The sequence below is a fragment of the Arthrobacter sp. BK1 genome (assembly GCF_056680055.1).
On sequence record NZ_CM155263.1, the window covers coordinates 4,134,541 to 4,156,167 of the forward strand.

General features: G+C 66.8%; 22 protein-coding genes and 2 tRNA genes. 22 read left to right on the plus strand and 2 right to left on the minus strand.

What is annotated here, in order from left to right; all coding sequences use genetic code 11:
- Positions 1-115: 115 nt before the first annotated feature.
- From obgE to AC1MCA_RS18975, 9 genes are all read left to right on the plus strand, one after another.
- Positions 116-1,705: a GTPase ObgE gene (gene obgE, locus AC1MCA_RS18935; protein WP_479799851.1), complete on the plus strand. Its 1,590-nt coding sequence runs from the start codon at positions 116-118 to the stop codon at positions 1,703-1,705.
- A complete protein-coding gene (gene proB / locus AC1MCA_RS18940) occupies positions 1,695-2,846 on the plus strand; it encodes a glutamate 5-kinase (protein WP_479799852.1) in 1,152 nt (383 codons plus the stop codon). The genes obgE and proB overlap by 11 nt, the downstream gene beginning before the upstream one ends.
- A 26-nt stretch (positions 2,847-2,872) precedes the next feature.
- Complete coding sequence (locus tag AC1MCA_RS18945; RefSeq protein ID WP_479799853.1) at positions 2,873-4,228, plus strand: glutamate-5-semialdehyde dehydrogenase; 1,356 nt, start codon at positions 2,873-2,875, stop codon at positions 4,226-4,228.
- A 75-nt stretch (positions 4,229-4,303) separates the two neighbouring features.
- Positions 4,304-4,534: a hypothetical protein gene (locus tag AC1MCA_RS18950; protein ID WP_108599554.1), complete on the plus strand. Its 231-nt coding sequence runs from the start codon at positions 4,304-4,306 to the stop codon at positions 4,532-4,534.
- Positions 4,485-5,204 (plus strand): nicotinate-nucleotide adenylyltransferase, encoded by a 720-nt coding sequence (nadD, locus tag AC1MCA_RS18955; RefSeq protein ID WP_479803458.1) that lies wholly within the window; start codon positions 4,485-4,487, stop codon positions 5,202-5,204. Before AC1MCA_RS18950 ends, nadD begins: the two co-directional genes overlap by 50 nt.
- Before the next feature lie 7 nt (positions 5,205-5,211).
- Positions 5,212-6,441, plus strand: coding sequence for a hypothetical protein (locus AC1MCA_RS18960; RefSeq protein WP_479799854.1), 1,230 nt, complete (start codon positions 5,212-5,214; stop codon positions 6,439-6,441).
- A 57-nt stretch (positions 6,442-6,498) separates the two neighbouring features.
- Positions 6,499-6,900 (plus strand): ribosome silencing factor, encoded by a 402-nt coding sequence (gene rsfS / locus AC1MCA_RS18965; protein WP_479799855.1) that lies wholly within the window; start codon positions 6,499-6,501, stop codon positions 6,898-6,900.
- Between the two features lie 99 nt (positions 6,901-6,999).
- Positions 7,000-7,072 (plus strand) — tRNA-Ala (locus tag AC1MCA_RS18970).
- Between the two features lie 143 nt (positions 7,073-7,215).
- A tRNA-Ala gene (locus tag AC1MCA_RS18975) sits at positions 7,216-7,291 on the plus strand.
- A gap of 57 nt (positions 7,292-7,348) precedes the next feature.
- Here the strand turns inward: AC1MCA_RS18975 and AC1MCA_RS18980 are convergent.
- Positions 7,349-8,728: a class I SAM-dependent methyltransferase gene (locus AC1MCA_RS18980; RefSeq protein WP_479799856.1), complete on the minus strand. Its 1,380-nt coding sequence runs from the start codon at positions 8,726-8,728 to the stop codon at positions 7,349-7,351.
- 85 nt (positions 8,729-8,813) lie between these two features.
- Here AC1MCA_RS18980 and AC1MCA_RS18985 point away from each other — a divergent pair, with 85 nt between their 5' ends.
- From AC1MCA_RS18985 to AC1MCA_RS19015, 7 genes are all read left to right on the plus strand, one after another.
- Complete coding sequence (locus AC1MCA_RS18985) at positions 8,814-9,167, plus strand: zinc ribbon domain-containing protein YjdM (protein ID WP_479799857.1); 354 nt, start codon at positions 8,814-8,816, stop codon at positions 9,165-9,167.
- Between the two features lie 14 nt (positions 9,168-9,181).
- Positions 9,182-10,285, plus strand: a complete 1,104-nt coding sequence (locus AC1MCA_RS18990; protein WP_479799859.1) for an FAD-dependent oxidoreductase — start codon at positions 9,182-9,184, stop codon at positions 10,283-10,285.
- Complete coding sequence (locus tag AC1MCA_RS18995; RefSeq protein WP_479799860.1) at positions 10,278-11,438, plus strand: class I SAM-dependent methyltransferase; 1,161 nt, start codon at positions 10,278-10,280, stop codon at positions 11,436-11,438. Before AC1MCA_RS18990 ends, AC1MCA_RS18995 begins: the two co-directional genes overlap by 8 nt.
- Before the next feature lie 160 nt (positions 11,439-11,598).
- On the plus strand, positions 11,599-12,801 hold the full coding sequence (locus tag AC1MCA_RS19000; protein ID WP_479799861.1) for an ROK family transcriptional regulator: 1,203 nt from the start codon (positions 11,599-11,601) through the stop codon (positions 12,799-12,801).
- Positions 12,802-12,907: 106 nt separating this feature from the next.
- Entirely contained in the window at positions 12,908-14,260 is a 1,353-nt protein-coding gene (locus tag AC1MCA_RS19005) for an extracellular solute-binding protein (protein WP_479799862.1), read from the plus strand.
- 3 nt (positions 14,261-14,263) lie between these two features.
- Positions 14,264-15,160: a carbohydrate ABC transporter permease gene (locus tag AC1MCA_RS19010; protein ID WP_479799863.1), complete on the plus strand. Its 897-nt coding sequence runs from the start codon at positions 14,264-14,266 to the stop codon at positions 15,158-15,160.
- On the plus strand, positions 15,157-16,038 hold the full coding sequence (locus AC1MCA_RS19015; protein WP_479799864.1) for a carbohydrate ABC transporter permease: 882 nt from the start codon (positions 15,157-15,159) through the stop codon (positions 16,036-16,038). The genes AC1MCA_RS19010 and AC1MCA_RS19015 overlap by 4 nt, the downstream gene beginning before the upstream one ends.
- A 73-nt stretch (positions 16,039-16,111) precedes the next feature.
- Here the strand turns inward: AC1MCA_RS19015 and AC1MCA_RS19020 are convergent, their stop codons facing one another.
- Positions 16,112-16,315 carry a hypothetical protein gene (locus tag AC1MCA_RS19020; protein WP_354145709.1) on the minus strand — a complete coding sequence of 68 codons (204 nt, stop codon included), beginning with the start codon at positions 16,313-16,315 and terminating at the stop codon, positions 16,112-16,114.
- 153 nt (positions 16,316-16,468) lie between these two features.
- On the opposite strand from AC1MCA_RS19020, the gene AC1MCA_RS19025 reads away from it, so the two are divergent.
- Genes AC1MCA_RS19025 through AC1MCA_RS19050 form a run of 6 tightly spaced genes read left to right on the plus strand, consistent with a single transcriptional unit; the run spans position 16,469 to position 21,605 of the window.
- Complete coding sequence (locus tag AC1MCA_RS19025; RefSeq protein WP_479799865.1) at positions 16,469-17,476, plus strand: AAA family ATPase; 1,008 nt, start codon at positions 16,469-16,471, stop codon at positions 17,474-17,476.
- Between the two features lie 6 nt (positions 17,477-17,482).
- Positions 17,483-18,367, plus strand: coding sequence for a DUF58 domain-containing protein (locus AC1MCA_RS19030; protein WP_479799866.1), 885 nt, complete (start codon positions 17,483-17,485; stop codon positions 18,365-18,367).
- Positions 18,357-18,824, plus strand: coding sequence for a hypothetical protein (locus AC1MCA_RS19035; RefSeq protein ID WP_479799868.1), 468 nt, complete (start codon positions 18,357-18,359; stop codon positions 18,822-18,824). The genes AC1MCA_RS19030 and AC1MCA_RS19035 overlap by 11 nt, the downstream gene beginning before the upstream one ends.
- Positions 18,815-19,840, plus strand: a complete 1,026-nt coding sequence (locus AC1MCA_RS19040) for a vWA domain-containing protein (RefSeq protein WP_479799870.1) — start codon at positions 18,815-18,817, stop codon at positions 19,838-19,840. The genes AC1MCA_RS19035 and AC1MCA_RS19040 overlap by 10 nt, the downstream gene beginning before the upstream one ends.
- The gene (locus AC1MCA_RS19045; protein ID WP_479799871.1) at positions 19,837-20,862 is read left to right on the plus strand and encodes a vWA domain-containing protein; all 1,026 of its coding nucleotides are present in this window, start codon (positions 19,837-19,839) and stop codon (positions 20,860-20,862) included. Before AC1MCA_RS19040 ends, AC1MCA_RS19045 begins: the two co-directional genes overlap by 4 nt.
- The gene (locus AC1MCA_RS19050; RefSeq protein ID WP_479799872.1) at positions 20,859-21,605 is read left to right on the plus strand and encodes a hypothetical protein; all 747 of its coding nucleotides are present in this window, start codon (positions 20,859-20,861) and stop codon (positions 21,603-21,605) included. Before AC1MCA_RS19045 ends, AC1MCA_RS19050 begins: the two co-directional genes overlap by 4 nt.
- Positions 21,606-21,627: the final 22 nt, after the last annotated feature.

The following is a 21,627-nucleotide window of genomic DNA, read 5'->3' on the forward strand; positions in this document are numbered from 1 at the left end:
AAATAGTTCTGAAGTGGTGGAGCGGACCTGTTGGTCCGCTCCACTGTTCTTTTAACCGCATTACAATCGTCTTGGTGCCTGCGGGCGTCCAGGAAACAGCACTGAGGAGATCCACGTGGCGAGCTTTGTAGACCGGGTAGTACTGCACGTATCCGGCGGTACCGGCGGCCACGGCTGTGTCTCGGTCCACCGCGAGAAGTTCAAGCCTCTCGGCGGACCCGACGGCGGCAACGGCGGCGACGGCGGCGACGTCATCCTCCGTGTGGACCACCAGACCACCACGCTTTTGGATTACCACCACGCCCCCCACCGCCACGCCACCAACGGCGGCCCCGGCATGGGCGACTGGCGCGGCGGGAAGAGCGGCGAGACCCTCATCCTTCCTGTCCCTGACGGCACCGTAGTCAAGTCCAAGGACGGAACCGTCCTCGCTGACCTCGTGGGTGAAGGCGCCGAGTACGTCGCGGCTGCCGGCGGCCAGGGCGGCCTGGGCAACGCATCGCTGTCCTCCCAGAAGCGCCGGGCCCCGGGCTTTGCGCTCCTCGGCATCGAGGGCGAGTCCAGCGACGTTGTGCTGGAACTGAAGTCCATTGCGGATATCGCCCTGGTGGGCTTCCCCTCTGCCGGCAAGTCCAGCCTGATCGCGGCCATGTCCGCCGCGCGGCCCAAGATCGCCGACTACCCGTTCACCACGCTTATCCCCAACCTCGGCGTTGTCCAGGCCGGCGATATCCGCTTCACCATCGCCGACGTCCCGGGCCTGATCGAAGGCGCCAGCGAAGGCAAGGGCCTGGGCCACCACTTCCTGCGCCACGTGGAGCGCTGCGCCGCACTGGTGCATGTGCTGGACTGCGGCACGCTTGAAGCCGACCGCGACCCTCTCTCCGACCTGGCCATTATCGAGGCCGAACTGGAAAAGTACGCCGTGGACATGAGCTACGCCGGCACTGACGGCGAAGTTGTCCCGCTGAACCACCGCCCGCGCCTGGTGGCCCTGAACAAGGTGGACCTCCCGGACGGCAAGGACATGGCCGGGTTCGTCCGCCCGGAACTGGAATCCCGTGGTTACCGGGTCTTCGAAATCTCAGCCACCAGCCACGAGGGCCTGCGCCAGCTCGGCTTCGCCATGGCCGAAATCGTCCAGTCTGCCCGCGACACCCTGGCCGCTGCACCGCCGAAGGTCCAGCCGCCCGTGCTGCGCCCGCGGGCTGTGAACGAGGCAGGCTTCAAGATCCGCCGCGAGGAAAAGAACCTTGAGCCGCTGTTCCGCGTCCTCGGCGACAAGCCCGTGCGCTGGGTCAAGCAGACAGACTTCACCAACGAGGAAGCCATCGGCTACCTCGCAGACCGCCTCGCGAAGCTCGGCGTCGAAAACGAACTCTTCAAGCAGGGCGCCAAGCCTGGCGACACCGTGGTGATCGGCGAGGACGACGGCGTGGTCTTCGACTGGGAGCCCACCATGATGGCAGGCGCCGAACTGCTCGCCGCCCCGCGTGGCACCGACGTCCGTTTCGCGGACATCGGCGACCGCCCCACCCGCGGCCAGAAGCGGGACGAGCAGCAGGAGCGCAAGGATGCCAAGGCAGCCGCCCGCGCCGAACTCGAAGCCGAACGCAAAGCAGGTATCTGGACCGAGTCGGTCAGCAGCCGCCGGGTTGCCAAGCCGCTCAAGGAGAGTGGACTGGGCGCAGACGATGACCAGTAGCACTGCTGCCGCGGTTCCGCAGCAGCGGACCGCGGACCGCGGCGTGCTCTCCGGTGCCCGCAGGATAGTGGTCAAAGTGGGTTCGTCCTCTCTGACCAGCATCAAGGGCGGCATCTCCGAGGAGTCACTGACCGCGCTGGCGGACGCGCTGGCGGCCAAGCGGAACTCCGGCACGGAGATCATCCTGGTGTCCTCAGGCGCCATTGCGGCGGGCCTGGCACCCTTGGGCCTGGCCAAAAGGCCGCGTGACCTTGCCACCCAGCAGGCCGCGGCCAGTGTGGGCCAGGGCCTGCTGATGGCCCGCTACACCCAGGCTTTCGGCGCCCACGGCGTGACCGTGAGCCAGGTGCTGCTCACTGCAGATGACCTGATGCGCCGGAGCCAGCACACCAACGCCTTCCGCGCCCTGAACCGCCTCCTTAACCTCGGTGTGGTGCCGGTGGTCAACGAAAACGACACCGTGGCCACCCACGAGATCCGCTTCGGCGACAACGACCGCCTCGCCGCCTTGGTGGCCCACCTGGTCCGCGCCGACGCGCTGGTGCTGCTCTCCGACGTCGACTCCCTGTACGACGGCCCGCCGTCGCACGGTGCCAAGCGGATCCCGCTCGTGGAGGGCCCACACGACCTCGACGGCGTGTCCATCGGCAAAGCCGGCAAGGCCGGCGTCGGCACCGGCGGCATGATGACAAAAGTCGAGGCGGCAACCATAGCGGCCGGCTCCGGGATCCACGCTCTGGTCACATCCACCGGCAACGCTGCGGCCGCTCTGGCGGGGGAGGACGTCGGTACCTGGTTCACCGTCAACGGCGCCCGCAAACCCGTCCGGATGCTGTGGCTGGAGCATCTCGCCTCAGTCCATGGCCAGCTGATCCTCGACGACGGCGCCGTCAAGGCCGTCCGCGACCGCCACACCTCGCTGCTGCCGGCAGGCATCTCCGCCATCAGCGGTGATTTTGAAGCCGGCGACGCCGTCGAGATGGCCAGTGCCGACGGCACTGTCATTGCCCGTGGCCTGGTCAACTACTCTGCGGCGGAACTCCCGCAGATGCTGGGCCGGTCCACCAAGGAACTGGGCAGGTCGCTGGGCAGCAGATATGACCGTGAAGTTGTTCACGTTGATGACCTGGTGCTGGTCTGAGCGCCGGGCTCGCCTAAACTTGAACCATGACTGAGGCGCTGACCCACACTACTGCTGCGACTTCCCGGGACAACACTGCCGTTCCGGCGTCCCCGGACGCACCTTCCGTTACGGCCTCCGCCAGTGACATAGAGGCGGCAGTGCACGCGATCGCCGACCGTTCCAAGCAGGCAGCACGCCGGATGGCCAGGGCAAACCGGGCATGGAAGGACCGCGGCCTGCGCGCCATTGCAGCTGCGCTCCAGGAGCGCAAGGGCCTTATCCTGTCCGCGAATGCCAAGGACGTGGCTGCCGGCAAGGCCAGCGGCACTTCCGCAGCCTTGCTGGACCGCCTGACGTTGACTGAGGCCCGCATCACCGGACTGGTGGACGCGCTGGATAATCTGGCCAACCTCCCGGACCCTGTGGGCAACGTGGTCCGTGGCCAGACCCTGCCCAACGGCCTCCGCCTGCGCCAGGTCAACGTGCCTATGGGCGTGGTTGCCGCCATTTACGAAGCCCGTCCCAACGTCACCGTTGACATCGCCGGACTGGCACTGAAGAGCGGCAACGCGGTCATCCTCCGGGGCGGCACGGCCGCTGCCGCCACCAACGAAGCCCTCGTGCACGTGCTGCGCGAAGCTCTTGACAGCGTGGGTCTTCCCGCCGACGCAGTGCAGACCGTTGACCAGTACGGCCGGGAAGGCGCCAATGCCCTGATGCGCGCCCGCGGCCGGGTTGATGTCCTGATCCCGCGGGGCGGGCGGGAACTGATCCAGTCCGTTGTCACCAACGCTGCCGTGCCGGTCATCGAGACCGGCGAGGGCAACGTCCATATCTTCATCGACGAATCTGCCGGCGAAGAGATGGCCGTGGACATCCTGCTGAACGCCAAGACCCAACGGCCCAGCGTCTGCAACACCGTGGAAACCCTGCTGGTCCATTCACGCTCCACCGTGCTGCCTGCCGTAGCTGCCGCCCTGCGCGCCGCTGGAGTGCGGCTCCACGTTGATGAGCGGGTCCGCGCGGCCCTGCCGTCATCTGTCGAGTCGGAGCCGGCCTCGGACGTTGACTGGGGGACTGAATACATGGATCTGGACCTCGCCGTGGCCATGGTGGACAGCCTGGACGACGCCGTGAAACACATCCGCACGTGGTCCACCGGCCATACCGAAGCCATCCTGACCAACAACCTTGCCAATGCGGAGAGGTTCATCGCCGAGATTGATTCTGCTGCGGTCATCGTGAACGCTTCCACCCGGTTTACCGATGGCGGGGAGTTGGGGCTGGGTGCCGAAGTCGGCATTTCCACCCAGAAGCTGCATGCGCGCGGACCGATGGGGCTGACCGAGCTCACCACCACCAAGTGGATCGTGCAGGGCGAGGGCCAGGTCCGCGGCTAGCAACGCGGTAACATAGACAAAAGTCCCACAGCGGCGGAAAATCCGCTGCCACATCCTTGAACCCTAGGGGAGAAAATGCTGCTCCAGCAGATTGCCATGACCGTTGCCGAAGGCGAAGAACACGAACTCGCCCCCCTGTGGGCTGAGCCATGGGTCTTCGGCGTTGTCATGTTCGCCATCCTGCTGGTGCTGATGTTCGTCACGCTGTCTTACTCCAACCTGGGTAACCGGCACACCATAACGGAAGAGCATGCCGATCCGCACCGCCAGCACCCCAACAAGCACGACCACGGCCAAGGCCACTGACATTTCCAGTGTTCTGCGCCGTGGCGGTGCTGAAGGCCGGCTGCGGCTGGGTGTGATGGGCGGGACATTTGATCCCATCCACCACGGCCACCTTGTCGCTGCCAGCGAGGTGGCAGCCAAGTTCGGTCTGGACGAAGTGGTCTTTGTCCCCACCGGGCAGCCATGGCAAAAATCGCACAAGCAGGTCAGCGAAGCGGAACACCGCTACCTGATGACGGTGATCGCCACGGCGTCGAACCCGCGCTTCACCGTCAGCAGGGTCGATGTTGACCGGCCCGGTCCCACGTATACCATTGATACCTTGCGGGATCTGAGGACCCAGCGCCCGGATGCGGATCTTTTCTTCATCACCGGAGCCGATGCGCTGGCGCAGATTCTGTCATGGAAAGACATCGATGAACTATGGTCGTTGGCGCATTTTGTCGGCGTCACCCGGCCCGGGCATGTGCTTGACGGCATGGGCCGGAAAGATGTCAGCCTCCTGGAGGTGCCCGCCATGGCCATCTCCTCCACCGATTGCCGGGTCAGGGTAGCCGCGCATAATCCCGTCTGGTACCTGGTACCGGACGGAGTGGTGCAATACATCGCCAAATACGGACTGTACGCCGAAGGAACATTTCCCCAGGACGTCCGCACTACCGAAACAGACGAGTCAGCCAGTACTGAATGAGTTCTCAATGAGTCAGGAACAGCCCCCCGTCCGCAGCCGCCGCGAACTGCGGCAGTCAAGAGACGAGAAGAAGGTTGCCGGGCCTCCCGCCCCGGGCCAGCTTTCGCCTGCCTCAAAACAACGCCGGGTATCCGATACCCCGGTGGATTCAGTGCCGGAGCAGACACCTGCCGAGCGGTCCAGCCAGATCCGTGCCCGCGACCGGGCGGCCCTGCGTGCCATCAAGGAGCTTGAGGAAAAAGAGGGGCAGCTCTCAGCCGGTGGCCCTCCCACCCGGAGGCAGCTGCGGTTGCAGCAGCTCAAGGAACAGGCCGTCACCTCGGCCAATCCTGTGGTGGCCCCTGCCGGCCAGCCGGCAGCGGGCCAGCAGGGCCCCGGCCAGCCCCGTGTCGCGCCGGCAAGCGCCAATTCCAGCACCAGCACCGAGGCAGCCTCCCCGGAATCCCGCCTGCCGGCCGGTATGAGCGTGGAACAGGCACTCGCAGCCCGTTCCCTGATCGCCGAGCAGGCCAAGAACCAGCTGGCCAAGATGGAGCACATCGCTTCGATGGATCCTGAGGCCGTGGATCCCGACATCCTGGCGGAGCAGATTGCCCTGGCCGAGCGGGCAGCCATCCTCAACCGCCGGGCCATGGCAAAGCAGAAACTGGCGGAGCAGGCGGAACCTGCCACGTCTTCCCTGGGCTCCACCACGTCCCCCCGCCCGGCATCACAGCCGGCAGCCACACGGCCGGGCCCGGCCACTGCCGCCAACCTCGCCATGGTGACGCCGCTCGAGTTCGTGCAGGTGCCCGGCATCGACCGCCCTGTCATGAAGCCTGCGGCAACATCGCATGTCCCGGTAGTGACGCAGCCCGGACAAAAGGTCCGGAGCGGAGGCAAGGGCCGCCGGCCGTCCGGAACGCCGAAGCAAACTTCAGCCGGTGCCGCACCTTCAGCGCCTTCGGGCCGCTCCCGGGTTATTGCCAGGGCAGAAGCGGCCGCCCGGGCAGCGGCCGAGCCGCAGCAGGCAGCACCCGCTGTGACCCGGCAACAGGTGGCCGAGCCTGATGATCTCTTCGCGGACCTGCCCCGGATCCCGGCCAGTTCCGCGCATGGGCTTGAGCCCCTGGACGCGGCCACCGCAGGCCTGGCCCGGGCGAAGCGGCTCAGGCTGATGCAGGTCCTCGTCCTGGTTTTTGGGATCGTGGCCCTCATCTCCGGCGTGATCCTCATCATCAGCGGCATGTCCCGCTGACCCGGCGCGCTTCCCGCAGCGCCCCTCATGAAGCTTTAGAAAACAACAAGGAGTCCCGTGACTGCATCAGATTCATCCATCGCCATAGCCCGCCACGCCGCCAAGGCCGCCGCGGACAAGATTGCCCACGACATCGTGGCGCTTGACGTCAGTGAGCGGCTGGCCTTGGCCGACGTCTTCCTCATTGCCTCGGCACCGAGCGAACGCCAGGTCAACGCCATTGTTGACGGCATTGAAGAGGAACTGGCCAAACAGGACCTGCGGCCTACGCGCCGCGAGGGCCGCTCCGGCGGCCGCTGGGTCCTGCTGGACTACTCGGACATCGTCATCCACGTCCAGCACGAGGAAGACCGTGTCTTCTACGCACTGGAGCGCTTGTGGAAGGACTGCCCGGTGGTTGACCTGCAGCTCGGCGAGGACGCCTCAGCCAAGGCTCCGGCAGGCTCCGAGGCCGAATAAGGACCTTCCCGGGCCCCATATGCCCGATTTGGAATTTTCTGAAACGCTGGTCTAAGATATTTGAGTTGCTCCGGGGAAACCACGGATTAACGAAGGTCCGGGGCTGTGGCGCAGCTGGTAGCGCACCTGCATGGCATGCAGGGGGTCAGGGGTTCGAGTCCCCTCAGCTCCACCGGATGGTCCGCCGGAATCGAAAGATTCCGGCGGACTTTTTTGTTGCACCGGAGGACGGCCGCCGATTGGCGCCCGACGCGGATTTCCATTAAGCTGATCAGGTTGCTTCGGCCGGTGTGAACCGCCGGCCAGCACGGGTTTGGGGCTGTGGCGCAGCTGGTAGCGCACCTGCATGGCATGCAGGGGGTCAGGGGTTCGAGTCCCCTCAGCTCCACCACATCCGGGAACCATCCCGGGAACACGAAGAGCCACCCACACGGGTGGCTCTTTCGCTTTAAACCCAGTCTGTCCGGCGTAACGGCGGTGCCTCCCCGCCGGTCTTCTGCACCAGCACCTGATTGACGCCCGTGAGGCCGGTCTCGAAGCCCAAGGCGCTGGAAGCCATGTACAGCCGCCACACCCGGGCACGGCCCAGGCTGGTCAGTCTGACAGCCTCGTCCCAGTTCTCCTCGAGCCGCCTCACCCACGCCCGCAGGGTCAGGGCATAGTGCAGGCGCAGGGCTTCGACGTCGAGTACCTCGAAACCGCCGGACTCCAGCGCGCCGACCATCTCGCCCAGGCTGATCATCTCGCCGTCCGGAAAGACGTACCGCGGAATGAAGGAATCAGGGTCCGCCCGGGTGGGGCCGGCATTCCACGAGATCGCGTGGTTGAGCAGCCGGCCCCCCGGGCGGAGCAGCCCGTGCAGCACCTGGACGTAGCCGGGCATCTGTTCCCGGCCCACGTGTTCGGACATGCCGATCGAGCTGATGGCATCAAAGGGTCCGTCCGGGATGTCCCGGTAATCCTGCACCCGGATGTCGATGTTTTCCGTCAGGCCCGCATCCGCCGCCCGTTTGCGGGCACGCACGGCCTGCTCCGAGGACAGCGTCACCCCTACCACCGAGACGCCGTAATGTTCTGCGGCGTGCAGGGCAAAACTGCCCCAGCCGCAGCCCACATCCAGCACCCGCATTCCGGGTTTCAGCCCCAGCTTGCGGCACACCAGGTCCAGCTTCGCCGCCTGTGCCTCCTCAAGCCCCGCGACAAGGCCACGGCTCTGTGGCTCAGCGCCGCCGGCCGCCTGGCCGTCGGCCGCCCCAATATCCTGCGCCCCGCCATCCATCATGCCGCCGTCGGTGGTTCCGGATCCCCACACAGCGCACGAGTAAACCATTGACGGACCCAGCACGAGGGCATAAAAGTCGTTGCCGACGTCGTAATGGTGCGAAATTGCCGCAGCGTCGCGTCGCCGGGTGTGGAGCCTGCCCTTCCGGCTGACACTGGCCTCCTCCGGGGGAGGGGCGGGGTTGGGCCCCAACGCACCCAGCCGCACGGCGGTACTGACGAGGGTCAGCAGTTCCCGCGGTGTCAGCGGAGTGAACGGGCCGGGTTCGGAGAACTTGCCCACAGAACTCAGGGCCTTGAAGCCTGCAAAGATGTCGCCCGGGGCATCAATGTCACCCGACACATAGGCCCGGCTCAGTCCCAACTGCCCCGGCGACCACAAGATCCGGCGCAGGGCACGGCGCGACCTGAACTCAAGGACGGGGGCACCGGGCGGTCCGGCCTCGGACCCGTCCCACGCCCGCAGCCGCAGCGGCACCTCCGCCGTGCCCAGGACTATGGCCAGCGCTTTGGCCAGCAGTGTTGCGGCCCCTTTTTCCGTTGTCATGGTCCGTGCCTTTCTTCCGCCATGGCCCAACAGTACGACGGCGGCCCGCGCCTGTCAGCGAAGCAGCCACGATTATCATGGAGGAGTGAACGAAACCCTGCCGCCGTGCCCCGAATGCTCCAGTGTGTACACCTATGAGATGGGTGCGCTCCTGGTATGCCCGGAATGTGGCCACGAATGGTCCGCCGCAGCCGGTGAAGCGCCGGAGGAGGCGGGGGCGCGGGTCATCAAGGACGCGGTGGGTAATGTCCTGGCCGACGGCGATACCGTCACGGTGGTCAAGGACCTGAAGATCAAGGGCAGTTCCGGCGTCATCAAGGTCGGCACCAAGGTCCGCGGGATCAGGCTGATGGACGGCGTGGGGGACCACGATATTGACTGCAAAGTGGACGGTGCGGGGCCCATGCAGCTCAAATCCTCCGTAGTGAAGAAGGTCTGACCGGCATCCGCGCAATGGCAATCGGGACAGTTGATGTGGCGGTCATCGGGGCGGGCCAGGCAGGTCTTTCCGCTGCCTACCACCTGCAGCGCCGGGGGCTGGCGTACAAGGTGTTCGACGCCGAAGAGGGTCCCGGCGGGGCGTGGCGCCACCGCTGGAAGAGCCTGCGGATGGCCACTGTCAACGGCATCAGCGACCTCCCCGGCATCGCGAAACCGGAGGTGGATCCGGCAGAGCCAAGTTCGGAGTTCCTGACGCGGTACTTCGCCGGCTATGAGCGGGAGCTGGGGCTTGAGGTCCTGCGCCCGGTCAAGGTTGCCTCCGTTGAGCGGGAAGATGCTGATCCGGACGGCAGGCTGAGAATCAGTACCAGCGGTGGCGACTGGTCAGCGAAGGCGCTCATCAACGCCACCGGTACCTGGACCAGGCCGTTCTGGCCGATCTATCCGGGCAGGTCCACGTTCCGGGGCCGGCAGCTGCACGTGGCGGACTATGTTTCCGCGGAGGAGTTCCGTGGCCTGCACGTCATCGTGGTGGGCGGCGGCATTTCCGCCGTCGGGCTGTTGGACGAGATCTCACAGGTAACCGGCACGAGCTGGTTCACCAGGCGGGAACCCGAATGGCGGGATGCCACGTTCGACGCCCAGGCCGGCCACGACGCCGTCGCCCTCGTGGAGGAACGCGTCCGGCTGGGTCTGCCGCCGCAGAGCGTGGTTGCCGTAACCGGCCTGATCTGGACGCCGGCCCTGCGGGCGGCGGCCGCTCGCGGCGCCTTGGATCGGCGCCCCATGTTCGCGTCCATAGAGCCCGACGGCGTCCGCCTCACCGACGGCAGCCTGCACCGGGCGGACGTCATTCTCTGGGCGACGGGGTTCCGGGCAGAGCTCGAACATCTGGCGCCGCTGCACCTGAGGGGACCAGGCGGCGGCATTGCCATGGACGGAACCCAGGTGGCAGCGGAGCCTCGCGTGCACCTGGTGGGCTACGGGCCGTCCTCCTCGACCATCGGCGCCAACCGGGCGGGCCGCGCGGCCGTGGCGGCCATCCTCAAGCTGCCCTCCCTGCAGCAACAGCCCACTCCAACAGCACCTACACAGACAGCAGGAACCCGTGGCTGAAAAAAGTCTTGAGGCCGTCTTCGGCACCCTGCGGCGTTACCCGGACGTCGAAGCCCCCAATCTCCAGGCCTGGGATGCCACTGACAAACTGTTGCTCGAAGCCGCGGCCGGGCAATTGCAGGGCCGCCGCAAACTCACAGTGATCGGGGACCGCTACGGCGCCATGACACTCGGCGCACTCGCCGGGCTCGGCATCCACCGGGTCCGGGTTCACGAAGACCTCATTACGGGGGAACGGGCGCTCCGGAACAACGCGGCCACCTTGGGGGTGGCGGCTGCCGCAGCGGCCGGAGGCGCCGGCTACGAGCAACTGCCGTTGGGCGAGGACCTGCTCTCAGGGGCCGAAGTTGTCCTGCTGCAGCTGCCCCGGACGTTGGCGGAACTGGAGGAGGTTGCAGCCACCGTGGCACGATGTGCAGCCCCGGATGTGGTGCTGCTCGCCGGCGGCCGGATCAAGCACATGTCCCTGGGAATGAACGCCGTCCTCGAACGGCACTTCCAATCCGTCCAGCCGCAGTTGGCACGGCAGAAGTCCCGGATCATCGTGGCCGGCGGCGCCCGGGGAGCTGCCTCCGCAGGGAACGGTCCCGCCGTCGGGCACCTTGCAGAGCTGGACCTGGACGTTGCTGCCCACGGCGCCGTCTTCGCCGGGACGAAGCTGGACATCGGGACCAGGTTCCTGCTGGACTTCCTCGCGGACATGCCAGCCGCCCGGCACGCCGTCGACCTGGGCTGCGGCACCGGAATCCTGGCGGCAATGTACGCCCGCCACAATCCCGGCTCCCTGGTCACAGCCACAGACCGGTCCGCGGCCGCGGTCGCCTCCGCCCTGGGCACCGCCCGGGCCAACGGCCTTGAAAACCGGATCAGCGTCGTCCAGGACGACGCCATGAGCACCCTGCCTGCCGGCAGCGCCGATTTGATCCTGCTGAATCCGCCGTTCCACCTGGGTGCCAGCGTGCATGCCGGAGCCGGCATCAAGCTGTTCGAGGCAGCAGCCCGGGTGCTGGCCCCGGGCGGTGAACTGTGGACCGTTTTCAACCGCCACCTGCAGTACCTTCCGGCGCTCGAACGGCTGGTTGGCCCCACCACGGTCAGGGGCGCCAATCCGAAGTTCACGGTAGCGGTCAGCACCCGGCGTTCCCGGGCCTGAGAGGCGCCCGGCCGCGTCGGGGGCAGCCTCCGGCTCTGGGCGTGCGTCAGGGGGTAACGTACGATTCAGACATCATGAGTACGCGGCCAAAACTCTAGGGGAGACCGTGCCAGAAATTCGCCAGTCCTCGCCGCCACGGCGCGGAACCAATCTTCCCCGCATGGGGGACTTTAACCTCACGGTCATCCTCGATGCCATCCGCAGGTCATCCGGCGGGCTCAGCCGCGTAGAGCTCGCCCAGATCGTCGGCCTCTCGCCCCAGACCATCTCCAACATCTCCCGCCGCCTGCTGGACCAGCACCTGATCGTCGAGGCAGGCAAGGAAGGCAGCGGACCCGGCAAGCCGCGCACCATGCTTCGGCTCAACCCGGCCGGAATGTACGCCATCGGAGTCCACCTGGACCCTGCCGTCGCCACGTTCGTCGTCCTGGACCTCGTTGGCGCGGTTGTACAGCACTCACGGATCAAAACGCCGGGTGGCAACGATCCCGCCGCGGTCATTGCCACCATCGCCGCTCAGATCGGTCAGCTCGTGGCGGACTCCGGTGTGGACGTCACCAAGATCGCGGGCCTGGGTGTGGCTGCCCCGGGACCCATTGACCTGGACAACGGAACCGTCGTTGACCCACCGCTGCTGCCAGGCTGGGACCGCGTGGAACTCCGGAACGCACTGGCCAAGGCAACCGGCTACTCAGTGCTCGTGGACAAGGACGTCACCAGCGCCGCCGTCGCCGAAACCTGGGCAGGTGGCCCCAGCGGCTCCGGCAGCTTCGTCTTCATGTACATGGGAACGGGCATCGGCTGTGGCATTGTCCTCAACGACGAGGTGGTGCGTGGCACCTCAGGGAACGCCGGCGAGATCGGCCACATCGTAGTGGAACCCGGCGGGCCGCTCTGCGACTGCGGCCTGCGCGGCTGTGTTAAGTCCTCGGCCATCCCCCAGGTGCTGGTTGCCGAGGCAGTGGCCGCGGGCATCCTCGACGACTCTGGGCCCCGGCCCACCGCGGCGGACGTCCAGCAAAGCTTTACGAAACTCTGCGACCTCGCCGACGCCGGGGACACCAAGGCCCTGGCCATCATCGACAAATCGGCGGTGCTCGTGGCCCGCGCCGTTTCGGTGGTCACCAATACCCTGGATGTGGAACGCGTCGTCTTCGGCGGTCCTTTCTGGAGCCGGATTGCTGAGCGCTACCTGGCCAAGATACCGGCGCTCGTGGACACCAACAGCGCCGCCCGCCTGATCCACACCATTGAAGTCGTCGGCACCGGGGTAGGCGAGGATGTCGGCGCCATCGGCGCCGCCTGCCTGGTCCTGGAACACACCCTCGCGCCGCGGGCGCAGCGGCTTCTCCTGGAAGCCTGAACCGAAGATCCTTGCTTGCGGGGGGCGCCCCATCTAGCATGTGGATATCGCCGCGGCTGGGGCCCGCAGACATAGGGGACTGCAGCCATTGAATGAATGGAGCACCATGCGTCCCCGGGCCCTCGTTTTTTCTGCATTCTTCTCCGCCGCCGCGTTGACGCTGGCGGCCTGTTCGCCGGCCGCTCCCGCAGAGTCGGCCAAGACCCTGAAAGTGGTCTATCAGAAGACTGATTCCTTTACCGCCCTGGACACGCTCTTCCAGGCGGCCAAACAGGAATTCGAGGCCGCCCGCCAGGGCGTGACGGTCAATCTCGAGCCCATCCAGGCGAACGACGACGACTACGGCACCAAGCTTGCCCTCGCCCTGCGGGCGTCCTCCACTGCCCCTGACGTCTTCTACGAGGACACCTTCAAGGTCCGCTCCGACGTCGACGCCGGGTATCTCCTGAAACTGGACAGCCACCTGGACGGCTGGAAAGACTGGGACGCCTTCGATGACGCCGCCAAAGCGGCTGGCCTCGGTGACGACGGCGGCACGTACGCCGTCCCCCTGGGCACTGACACACGCGGGATCTGGTACAACAAAAAAGTCCTCGCAGCCGCCGGCGTCAGCCTGCCGTGGGAGCCCAACAGCTGGCAGGACATCCTGGACACGGCCCGGAAAATCAAGGCCAATGATCCCTCGGTGGTGCCGTTCAATATGTACGCCGGCAAGGGAACCGGTGAAGGCACAGTGATGCAAAGCTTCTACGAACTCCTCTATGGAACAGGCGCCGGGCTCTACGACGCCGATTCGAAGAAGTGGGTGGTGGGTTCCAAAGGGTTCACCGATTCGCTGACGTTCCTGGAAACCCTGTACGAGGAACAGCTTGCCGTCTCGCCGGCAGAGGCCCTCGACGCCAATGTCTGGAAAAAAGTCTTCGGCGAGTGGCTGCCGCAAGGCAAGATGGGCGCCACCGTCGAGGGGTCCTACGCCCCGTCCTTCTGGCAGAAGGGCGGCAGCTACGAATGGCCCGCCTACGGGGAAGAAATGGGCGTGACGGCCTTCCCCACGCAGAACGGACAGGCGCCCGGCGGTGTGAGCATGTCAGGCGGCTGGACTCTCGCGGTGGGGGCCGGCACCAAGGATGCCCAACTGGCGTTCGACTTCCTGGCCACGGCCCTGAACCAGAAGAACTCGCTCGCCTTCAACGTCGCCAGCTCCCAGATCGCCGTCCGAAAAGACGTCGCAGCTGACCCGGGCTACCAGTCCGCCAACCCGTTTGTGAAGGACGTGTCCGAGCTCGTGGCGGTCACTCACTACCGCCCGGCAACCGCGGACTACCCCCGGATATCGGCAGCGGTGCAGGAGGCCACGGAAGCGGTGATCACCGGGGCGAAGTCCCCTGCACAGGCCGCTGCCGACTACGATGCCGCGGTCAAAGGCATCGTTGGTGACGCCAAGACCATCGCGAAATAGCCGGTGCCCGTCACTGAACCGCGCCGCCGCACCCTGCCCGGCCGGAGCGCCCGGCTGTTCCCTGTCATCCCGGCCGTGGTCCTCCTGCTGGTCTTCCTGGCCGGGCCCGTGCTGTGGGCTTTCCACGCCTCATTCACCAACGCGGCCCTGACCGGCCGGAATGCCCGCAGCCCCGGCTGGATCGGTTTCGAGAACTACGCCAGGCTGCTCACAGATCCGGTGCTGCCGCTTTCCCTGGCCCTGACCGTACTGTTCGTTGGCGGTTCCGCCATCCTCGGCCAGAACGTTCTGGGGCTCACCATCGCCGTCCTGATGCGGCGGGCGCGCCGGCCGGTGGCCGCCGTCGTCGGAACCGCCGTTGTGGCTGCCTGGGTGCTGCCGGAAATTGTCGCGGCCTTTGCCGCGTATGCCTATTTCAGCCGGGACGGAACGCTCAACCAAGTCCTGGGCGGGCTTGGGTTCGGACAGCCCGACTGGCTGTATTCGTTTCCCATGGCGGCCATCATGCTGGCCAATATCTGGCGCGGCACCGCGTTCTCCATGCTGGTCTACCGGGCCGCGCTGGACGAGGTCCCGGGGGAAGTGACGGAGGCGGCCCTGATGGACGGTGCCACCGCCTGGCAGCGGCTGGCTTTCATCACCATCCCCATGATCCGTTCCAGTATCGCCACCAACCTCATGCTCATCACACTGCAAACACTGGCGGTCTTCACCCTCATCTGGGTGATGACTGCCGGGGGCCCGGCGAATGCCAGCACCACGCTTCCGGTGCTGGCCTACCAGGAGGCCTTCAAATTCGGTGACATCGGCTACGGCACCGCTGTGGCGTCGGTGCTGATCCTCATCGGCCTCGTGTTCGGCGCGGCGTACATCAGGCTCCTCCGGGAGGCCAAGCCATGACGACGGCGGCCCGCGCGTCCGTGGGGGAGCGCCGGACCGCAGCAGGGGCAGTCTCCCGGGCGCAGCAGCGTGCCCGGGTTCCGGCTGACGTGGCGCTGATGGTGATCGGGGCCTGCTTTGTCCTGCCGCTGCTGTGGCTGGTTTTCGCTTCCCTGGACCCCGCGGCCGGGTACGAAACCAGGCTGCCCCGGGAGGTATCGCTGGCGAACTTTTCCGCGATCATGACACCGGGACTGCTGTTCGGGCCCCTGTGGAACAGCCTGGTGCTCTCCGCCGGAACGGGTGCCGTGAACCTGGTGGCGGCAGTGCTGGCCGCGTACCCACTGTCCCGCTACCAGTCCCGGTTCAACAAACCTTTTATGTACACCATCCTGTTCGGGACGTGCCTGCCGATCACTGCCATCATGGTTCCCGTCTACGGGTTGTTCGTGCAGCTGCAACTCCTGGACTCCATGCCCGCCACCATCTTCTTCATGGCCACCACCACCTTGCCCATGGCCATCTGGATGACCAAGAACTTCATGGACGCCGTCCCGGTATCACTCGAGGAAGCGGCCTGGGTGGACGGTGCCTCCGGCCTGACGGCACTGCGGACCATCGTCCTGCCCCTCATGCGGCAGGGGCTGGGCGTGGTGTTCATTTTTGTGTTCATCCAGGCGTGGGGGAACTTCTTTGTACCCTTTGTCCTGCTCCTGTCCGAAGCCCGGCAACCGGCAGCCGTTTCGATCTACAGCTTCTTCGGACAGCACGGGGCAGTCGCCTACGGCCAGCTGGCAGCTTTTTCCATCCTGTATTCAGTGCCGGTGCTGGCCCTCTACGTCATTGTGGCCAAGGGTGCTGGCAGCTCGTTCGCGCTTTCAGGCGCGGTCAAGGGCTGACCGGCCGCCGGTCCTTCACTGCAGCGCCATCCGGCGTCCCTGCCCTGGAGGCCCGCCCAGGCCACCGCGGCAATCAGTCGATATCCTCGACCACTACTCCGTACGGAAGGGTGTCATCAAGGTGGGCCTGATGACCGGTGGGACCCACGTTGTAGGTGACCCGGACCCCGTGGCTCTGGTCAGCAGCGGACTGCTGCAGCACAGGCTTAACGGCAAGGACGAAGCTCTCGCTTTTGTCGGCGAGAAACTGCTTGTAACTGGCTGGAAGCTCGCTCATGGCAAAAGGATAAACCTGCGCGGGCCCCGATGGGGAGGGGTCCCCATTGCGGCAGCTGCGGCAAGTGGCTTGGATAGGATGGCGGACGGAGTGCCGCCGGGCAACACCGTCCGTGCACCCGCCACCGTCCAGCAGCCATCAGGGGGAAATCCAGTGCTTCAGACCAGTGCGCCCGCACGTATCGAACCGGCGGAACTGGCCCGTGCACAGCAAGTGGTGGCGAACATCTCCCGCAGCTTCGATGCCAAAGTAGTTGGTCAGGCACGCCTCCGCGAATCGCTGCTCGTTGGCCTGATGACAGGCGGGCACATCCTGCTGGAAAGTGTGCCGGGCCTGGCCAAGACCACGGCCGCCCAGACGGTAGCGGAAGCTGTCAGCGCCGAGTTCCGCCGGATCCAGTGCACCCCGGACCTGCTGCCCAGCGACATTGTGGGCACGCAGATCTACGACGCCGCCAAGGGCACGTTCATCACCCAACTCGGCCCCGTGCACGCCAACATCGTCCTGCTCGACGAGATCAACCGCTCCAGCGCGAAGACCCAGAGCGCCATGCTTGAGGCCATGCAGGAACGGCAGACCACCATCGGGGGACAGGAGTACAAGCTCCCCTCACCGTTCCTGGTGCTCGCCACCCAGAACCCGATCGAGCAGGAAGGTACCTACCAGCTGCCCGAAGCCCAGATGGACCGCTTTATGCTCAAGGACGTCCTGGATTACCCGTCTCCGGCAGAGGAAGCGGAGATCATCCGGCGCATCGATGCCGGGATCTTCACTCCGGAGCAGATTCCAGCGGCGGCAGCGTCACTGGATGCCGTGGCAGGAGTCCAGGAGCTGGTGAAACGGATCTACATCGATCCGGCCATCATCAACTACATCGTGGGCCTGGTGTTCGTCACCCGCAACGCCGGGCAGTACATCGAGCAGCGTTTGGCCGGCTTCATCGAATTCGGTGCCAGCCCCCGCGCCAGTATTGCCTTCAGCCAGGCGGCCCGGGCCGTCGCGCTCATCAACGGCCGTGACCATGTGATCCCTGAAGACGTGAAATCCCTCGCGCACCGGGTGCTCCGGCACCGGCTCATCCTGGGCTTCGAGGCGGTGGCCGAACAGGTGCCGGTGGAGACCATCATCGATGCCATCGTGGCGTCCGTCCAGACTCCCTGAGCCGGCGTGCCCAGCCTGCTCCAGCGAGTCAAGTCGAAGATGGCCATCTTCGCCCACCGGAAAGCCCGCGGAATGCTCGACGGCGAGTACGGTTCAGTCTTCCGCGGCCGCAGCCTCGATTTTGACGACCTCCGTGCCTACGTTCCCGGGGACGAGGTCCGCGACATCGACTGGAAGGCTTCCGCCCGCCACGGCTCACCCCTGATCAAGCGGTATGTGGCCGTGCGCCGGCAGACGGTCCTGCTCATTGCCGACACGGGACGGAACATGGCTGCCGAAGCCCGTGACGGCGAAACCAAGAAAGACATCGCAGTGATGGCCCTGGGTGTTGTGGGCTACCTGGCCCACAGGCATGGCGACGTGGTGGGACTGGTCTGCGGCGACGCGAACGGCAGCCGCGCCATCCCGGCAAAAGCAGGGGAGTCCCACCTTGAACGGCTCCTCCGCGAGGTTGACTCCGCCACGGGGATGGACTCGGGCCCCAGCAGGATCGATGGGCAGCTGGAACACGTGGCGCGCACCGTCAAGGGCCGGTACCTGCTGTTCGTGGTGGCTGATGAGCGTGCCGCCGATGCGGACACCGAACAGTTGTTGCGCCGGCTCCGCGCCCAGCATGAAATCCTCTGGCTGACCATCCGGGACGCCGATCTGGTGGGGGAGCGCCATGCCGGTCAGGACGCCGTCAGCGTTGCAGACTCCGCACTGCTGCCGGGGCACCTGGCAGCCTCCCCGGCAGTGGTGGCGGCGTATGCCAGGGCTGCCCGGGAACGCGACGCCGGCCGGCACGCCATGTTCCGCCGGGCCGGCATCACCGAAGGCCACGTCACCGGCAGCGCCGGGGTCATGACAGAACTGTTCGCCCTCCTCGAAAGGCACCGGCGTGCAGGATAACCAGGGCTTCTACGGACCCCTGCAGTACAGCCAGGGATGGCTGTGGGCCGGCCTCGCCCTCCTTGCCCTGCTCCTGGCCTGGTACGGCTTCGTTCTCTTCAGCACCCGCCGCCGGGCTCCGGCGCCCCGGCCCCGGTTCACGCCGCCGTCGGACCTTGCCTCGCTCAAGCAGGCCTACCTCCAACGGATCGACGCAGTGGGGGCGGACGCCGCTGCCGGGCTGCTGAGCACCCGCGAATCGCACCGGGAACTGAGCCTGCTGGTCCGCAAGTTCGCCCGTGATGTCACCGGCGTTGACGCCCCGCGGATGACCCTCGCGGAGTTGCACGGGCACCCACTGCCCTCTGCCGCTGAGGCGGTCAGCAGGATCTACCCGGGCGAGTTCGGCCTGGAGCCGCTGCCAGCCGTCTCCGATTCCGCCGAAACCGCACGCCGGGCGGTGGAGCAATGGAACTGATGTTCTGGTGGCTCATCCCGCTTGCGCTTCTGAGTGCCGCCGTGACCGCCTGGTTCGCTTTCCGCAGCGATTCCCCGGGAAACGCCCAACGGCGGCCGGTGGCCAACGCGGACCGGCTCACCGCCCTGCCCGAATACCAGGCGGCTGTCCGCCGCCACCGCCGGTTACTAGCTGTCGCGGCGCTCGCAGGAGCAGCCCTGATGCTGTCCGCCGTGGCCGCGGCGGCGCGCCCCGTGGAACTGACCATCAGCCGTCCGGAGCAGCACAACCGGGACATCATGCTGTGCTTGGACACCTCCGGCTCGATGAGCAGCGCTGACGCAGCCGTGGTGGACGTTTTTGCCCGCCTGGCGAAGGAATTCGACGGCGAGCGGATCGGCCTCACGGTCTTTGACAGCACCGCCGTCCAGGTCTTCCCCCTGACCGACGACTACGGCTACGTGCAGGAACAGCTCACCCTCGCCCGCGATGCCTTCGAAGGGAAACCCGGCAGTTCCGGCTTCCTGGACGGTACCTGGGGCGGGCGCGGTTCCTCGCTGATCGGCGACGGCCTGGCCGCCTGCGTCAACGGCTTCCCGGCTACAAAGCCCGGAACTCCGCCCGGCCCGCAGAGCAGCACAGACTCCGGCCCGAAGCGGTCCCGGTCCGTTGTTTTCGCGACGGATAACTACCTCTCCGGCGATCCCATTTTTACCTTGGAGCAGGCGGCTGCCCTGGCCACCGAACGCGGCGTCCGGGTGTACGCACTGAATCCCGGCGACCTGGATTATGGAACCGGGCCGGGCCAGCCCGGGGCCCGGCTCCGGGCGGTGGCCGAAGCCGGTGGCGGCGCTTACTACGCGCTGGAGAGCCCCGAGGCCATTGCGGGCATCGTGCGGACGGTACAGGAGACAGAAGCAGCGGCGCTGCAGGGTGCATCCCGCGCCGTGGTCTCGGACCGGCCCGAGCTGCCCCTCGCCGTGGCACTCCTGTCCGGGCTGGTGCTGGTTGGCGCGTCCTGGAGGCTGAGGCCATGACGCTGCAACCCATCCTGCCGTGGTGGCTCCTGGCCGCGGTAGCCGCTGTTGCGGTGCTCTTTCCGGCCTGGCGGGTGGTCCGCTCGGCCAGGAACCCTTCCTCCGGCCAGGTGCGCGAATGGCTGTTCCGGAGCGCGTTGGTCCTGCTCCTGGTTGCCGCGGCGCTTCGTCCCGGTATCCCTGGCGGCAGTGCCCAGGGGGCCTCGGCGGACCTCAATGTCTTCTTCGTCGTGGACACCACCACCAGCGTTGCAGCCGAAGATTACGGCAACCGCGCGCCCCGGCTTGAGGGGGTCCGCCAGGACATGATGGCCATTGCCGCGGAACTGCCGGGAGCCCGCTTTTCCGTCCTGACGTTCGACAGCAACGCCGTAGTGCGGATGCCCCTCACCGCCGATACCACGGCCCTTGAGACCACCGTTTCGGTCCTCGAGCCGCAGGTTACCGCCTACTCCAAGGGAAGCAGCGTCACCATCGCCGGAAAACTGCTGGCCGAACGCCTGGCCGCAGCACGGAAAAGCCATCCGGAGCGGCCCCGGCTGGTCTACTACCTGGGCGATGGTGAACAGACCAGCGCAACGGCACCGGTGGCGCTGAAAGTCGACGGCGGCCTGATCGACGGCGGGGCAGTACTTGGCTACGGCACGCAGGAGGGCGGCAGGATGAAGGAACCAGGCGAGGGTCCGTCCGGCGATGGGGAACGCAACGGCTACATCCAGGACCGCACCTCGGGAGCCGGGAAGGACGCCCTGTCGGTCAACGATGAAGGGCGGCTGCGGGGGATAGCCGCTGACCTGGGCGTTCCCTACGTACACCGCTCCGCCGGGGATCCGGTAGCGCCCATGATGCAGCAGGCCCGCCCCGGTGAAGTGCACCGCGCAGCGGACAACCGAAGCCTGGCCGGCAGGACGGAACTCTATTGGATCTTCGCCGTGGCAGCGTTCCTGCTGGGCCTGCGCGAGATGTTCCTGCTGGTACGCCAGTGGCGCCAACTCCGGCCCCAAGAGGGGGCGCGGAGATGACGCAGCGCGCCACACCCGACGCGGGGGAGCGGACGCCTGTCCGGCGGCGGCTGCTCCTCTGGTCTGCCCTGCCAGCCGCCGTCGTCCTGTGCCTGTCCGCCAAGCTGCTCAGCCTGGGCATCCTGGCCGGCGCGGCTGACCGGGGCTTCGCTGCCGGGGATGGTGGCGCGGTGGCGGACGCGGCGGCCGGACTGAATATCGCCAACTTCATTGAGCCGCATAAAGCGCCGTTTGCGGCGGGGGACAGCCTGGTCCTCGCCGGGGACTTCGCCGGAGCCCGCCGGCAATTCGAGAAGGCGCTCCCGCTCGCAGGCGCCACCGACGGCTGCATCATCCGCGTCAACCTGGTGCTCAGCATCGAACACCTCGGCGACGAGAGGGCTGCGGCGGAAGACACGACGGCGGCCGCCCGGCTCTTCGCCGACGGCCTGGCCGTGGTGGAAGCCGCCCCGCAGGGCTGCTTTGGCCCCGGAGGGTCCGGCGGCGCCGAGACGGGTGCCGGCGTGCAGCTGGAGCAGGCCGCGGAGCGACTGAAGCAGAAGGCGGATGACGCCGCCGCCGGTGGAGGCACGCCGCAGCCGGCAGAAGGGCAGCCCGCGCCGTCCGATCCGGGCCAGGAGAGCCAGCTGGACCGCCTGCAGGAGAGTTCACGCGAAGCCCAGCGGGAGCGCAACACGGGGCAGGAGCGGGACGAATACCTCAGGGACGATGACTACGGATCCGGACCGGACCGGCCCTGGTAACGGCGATCAACGAAGATTATTC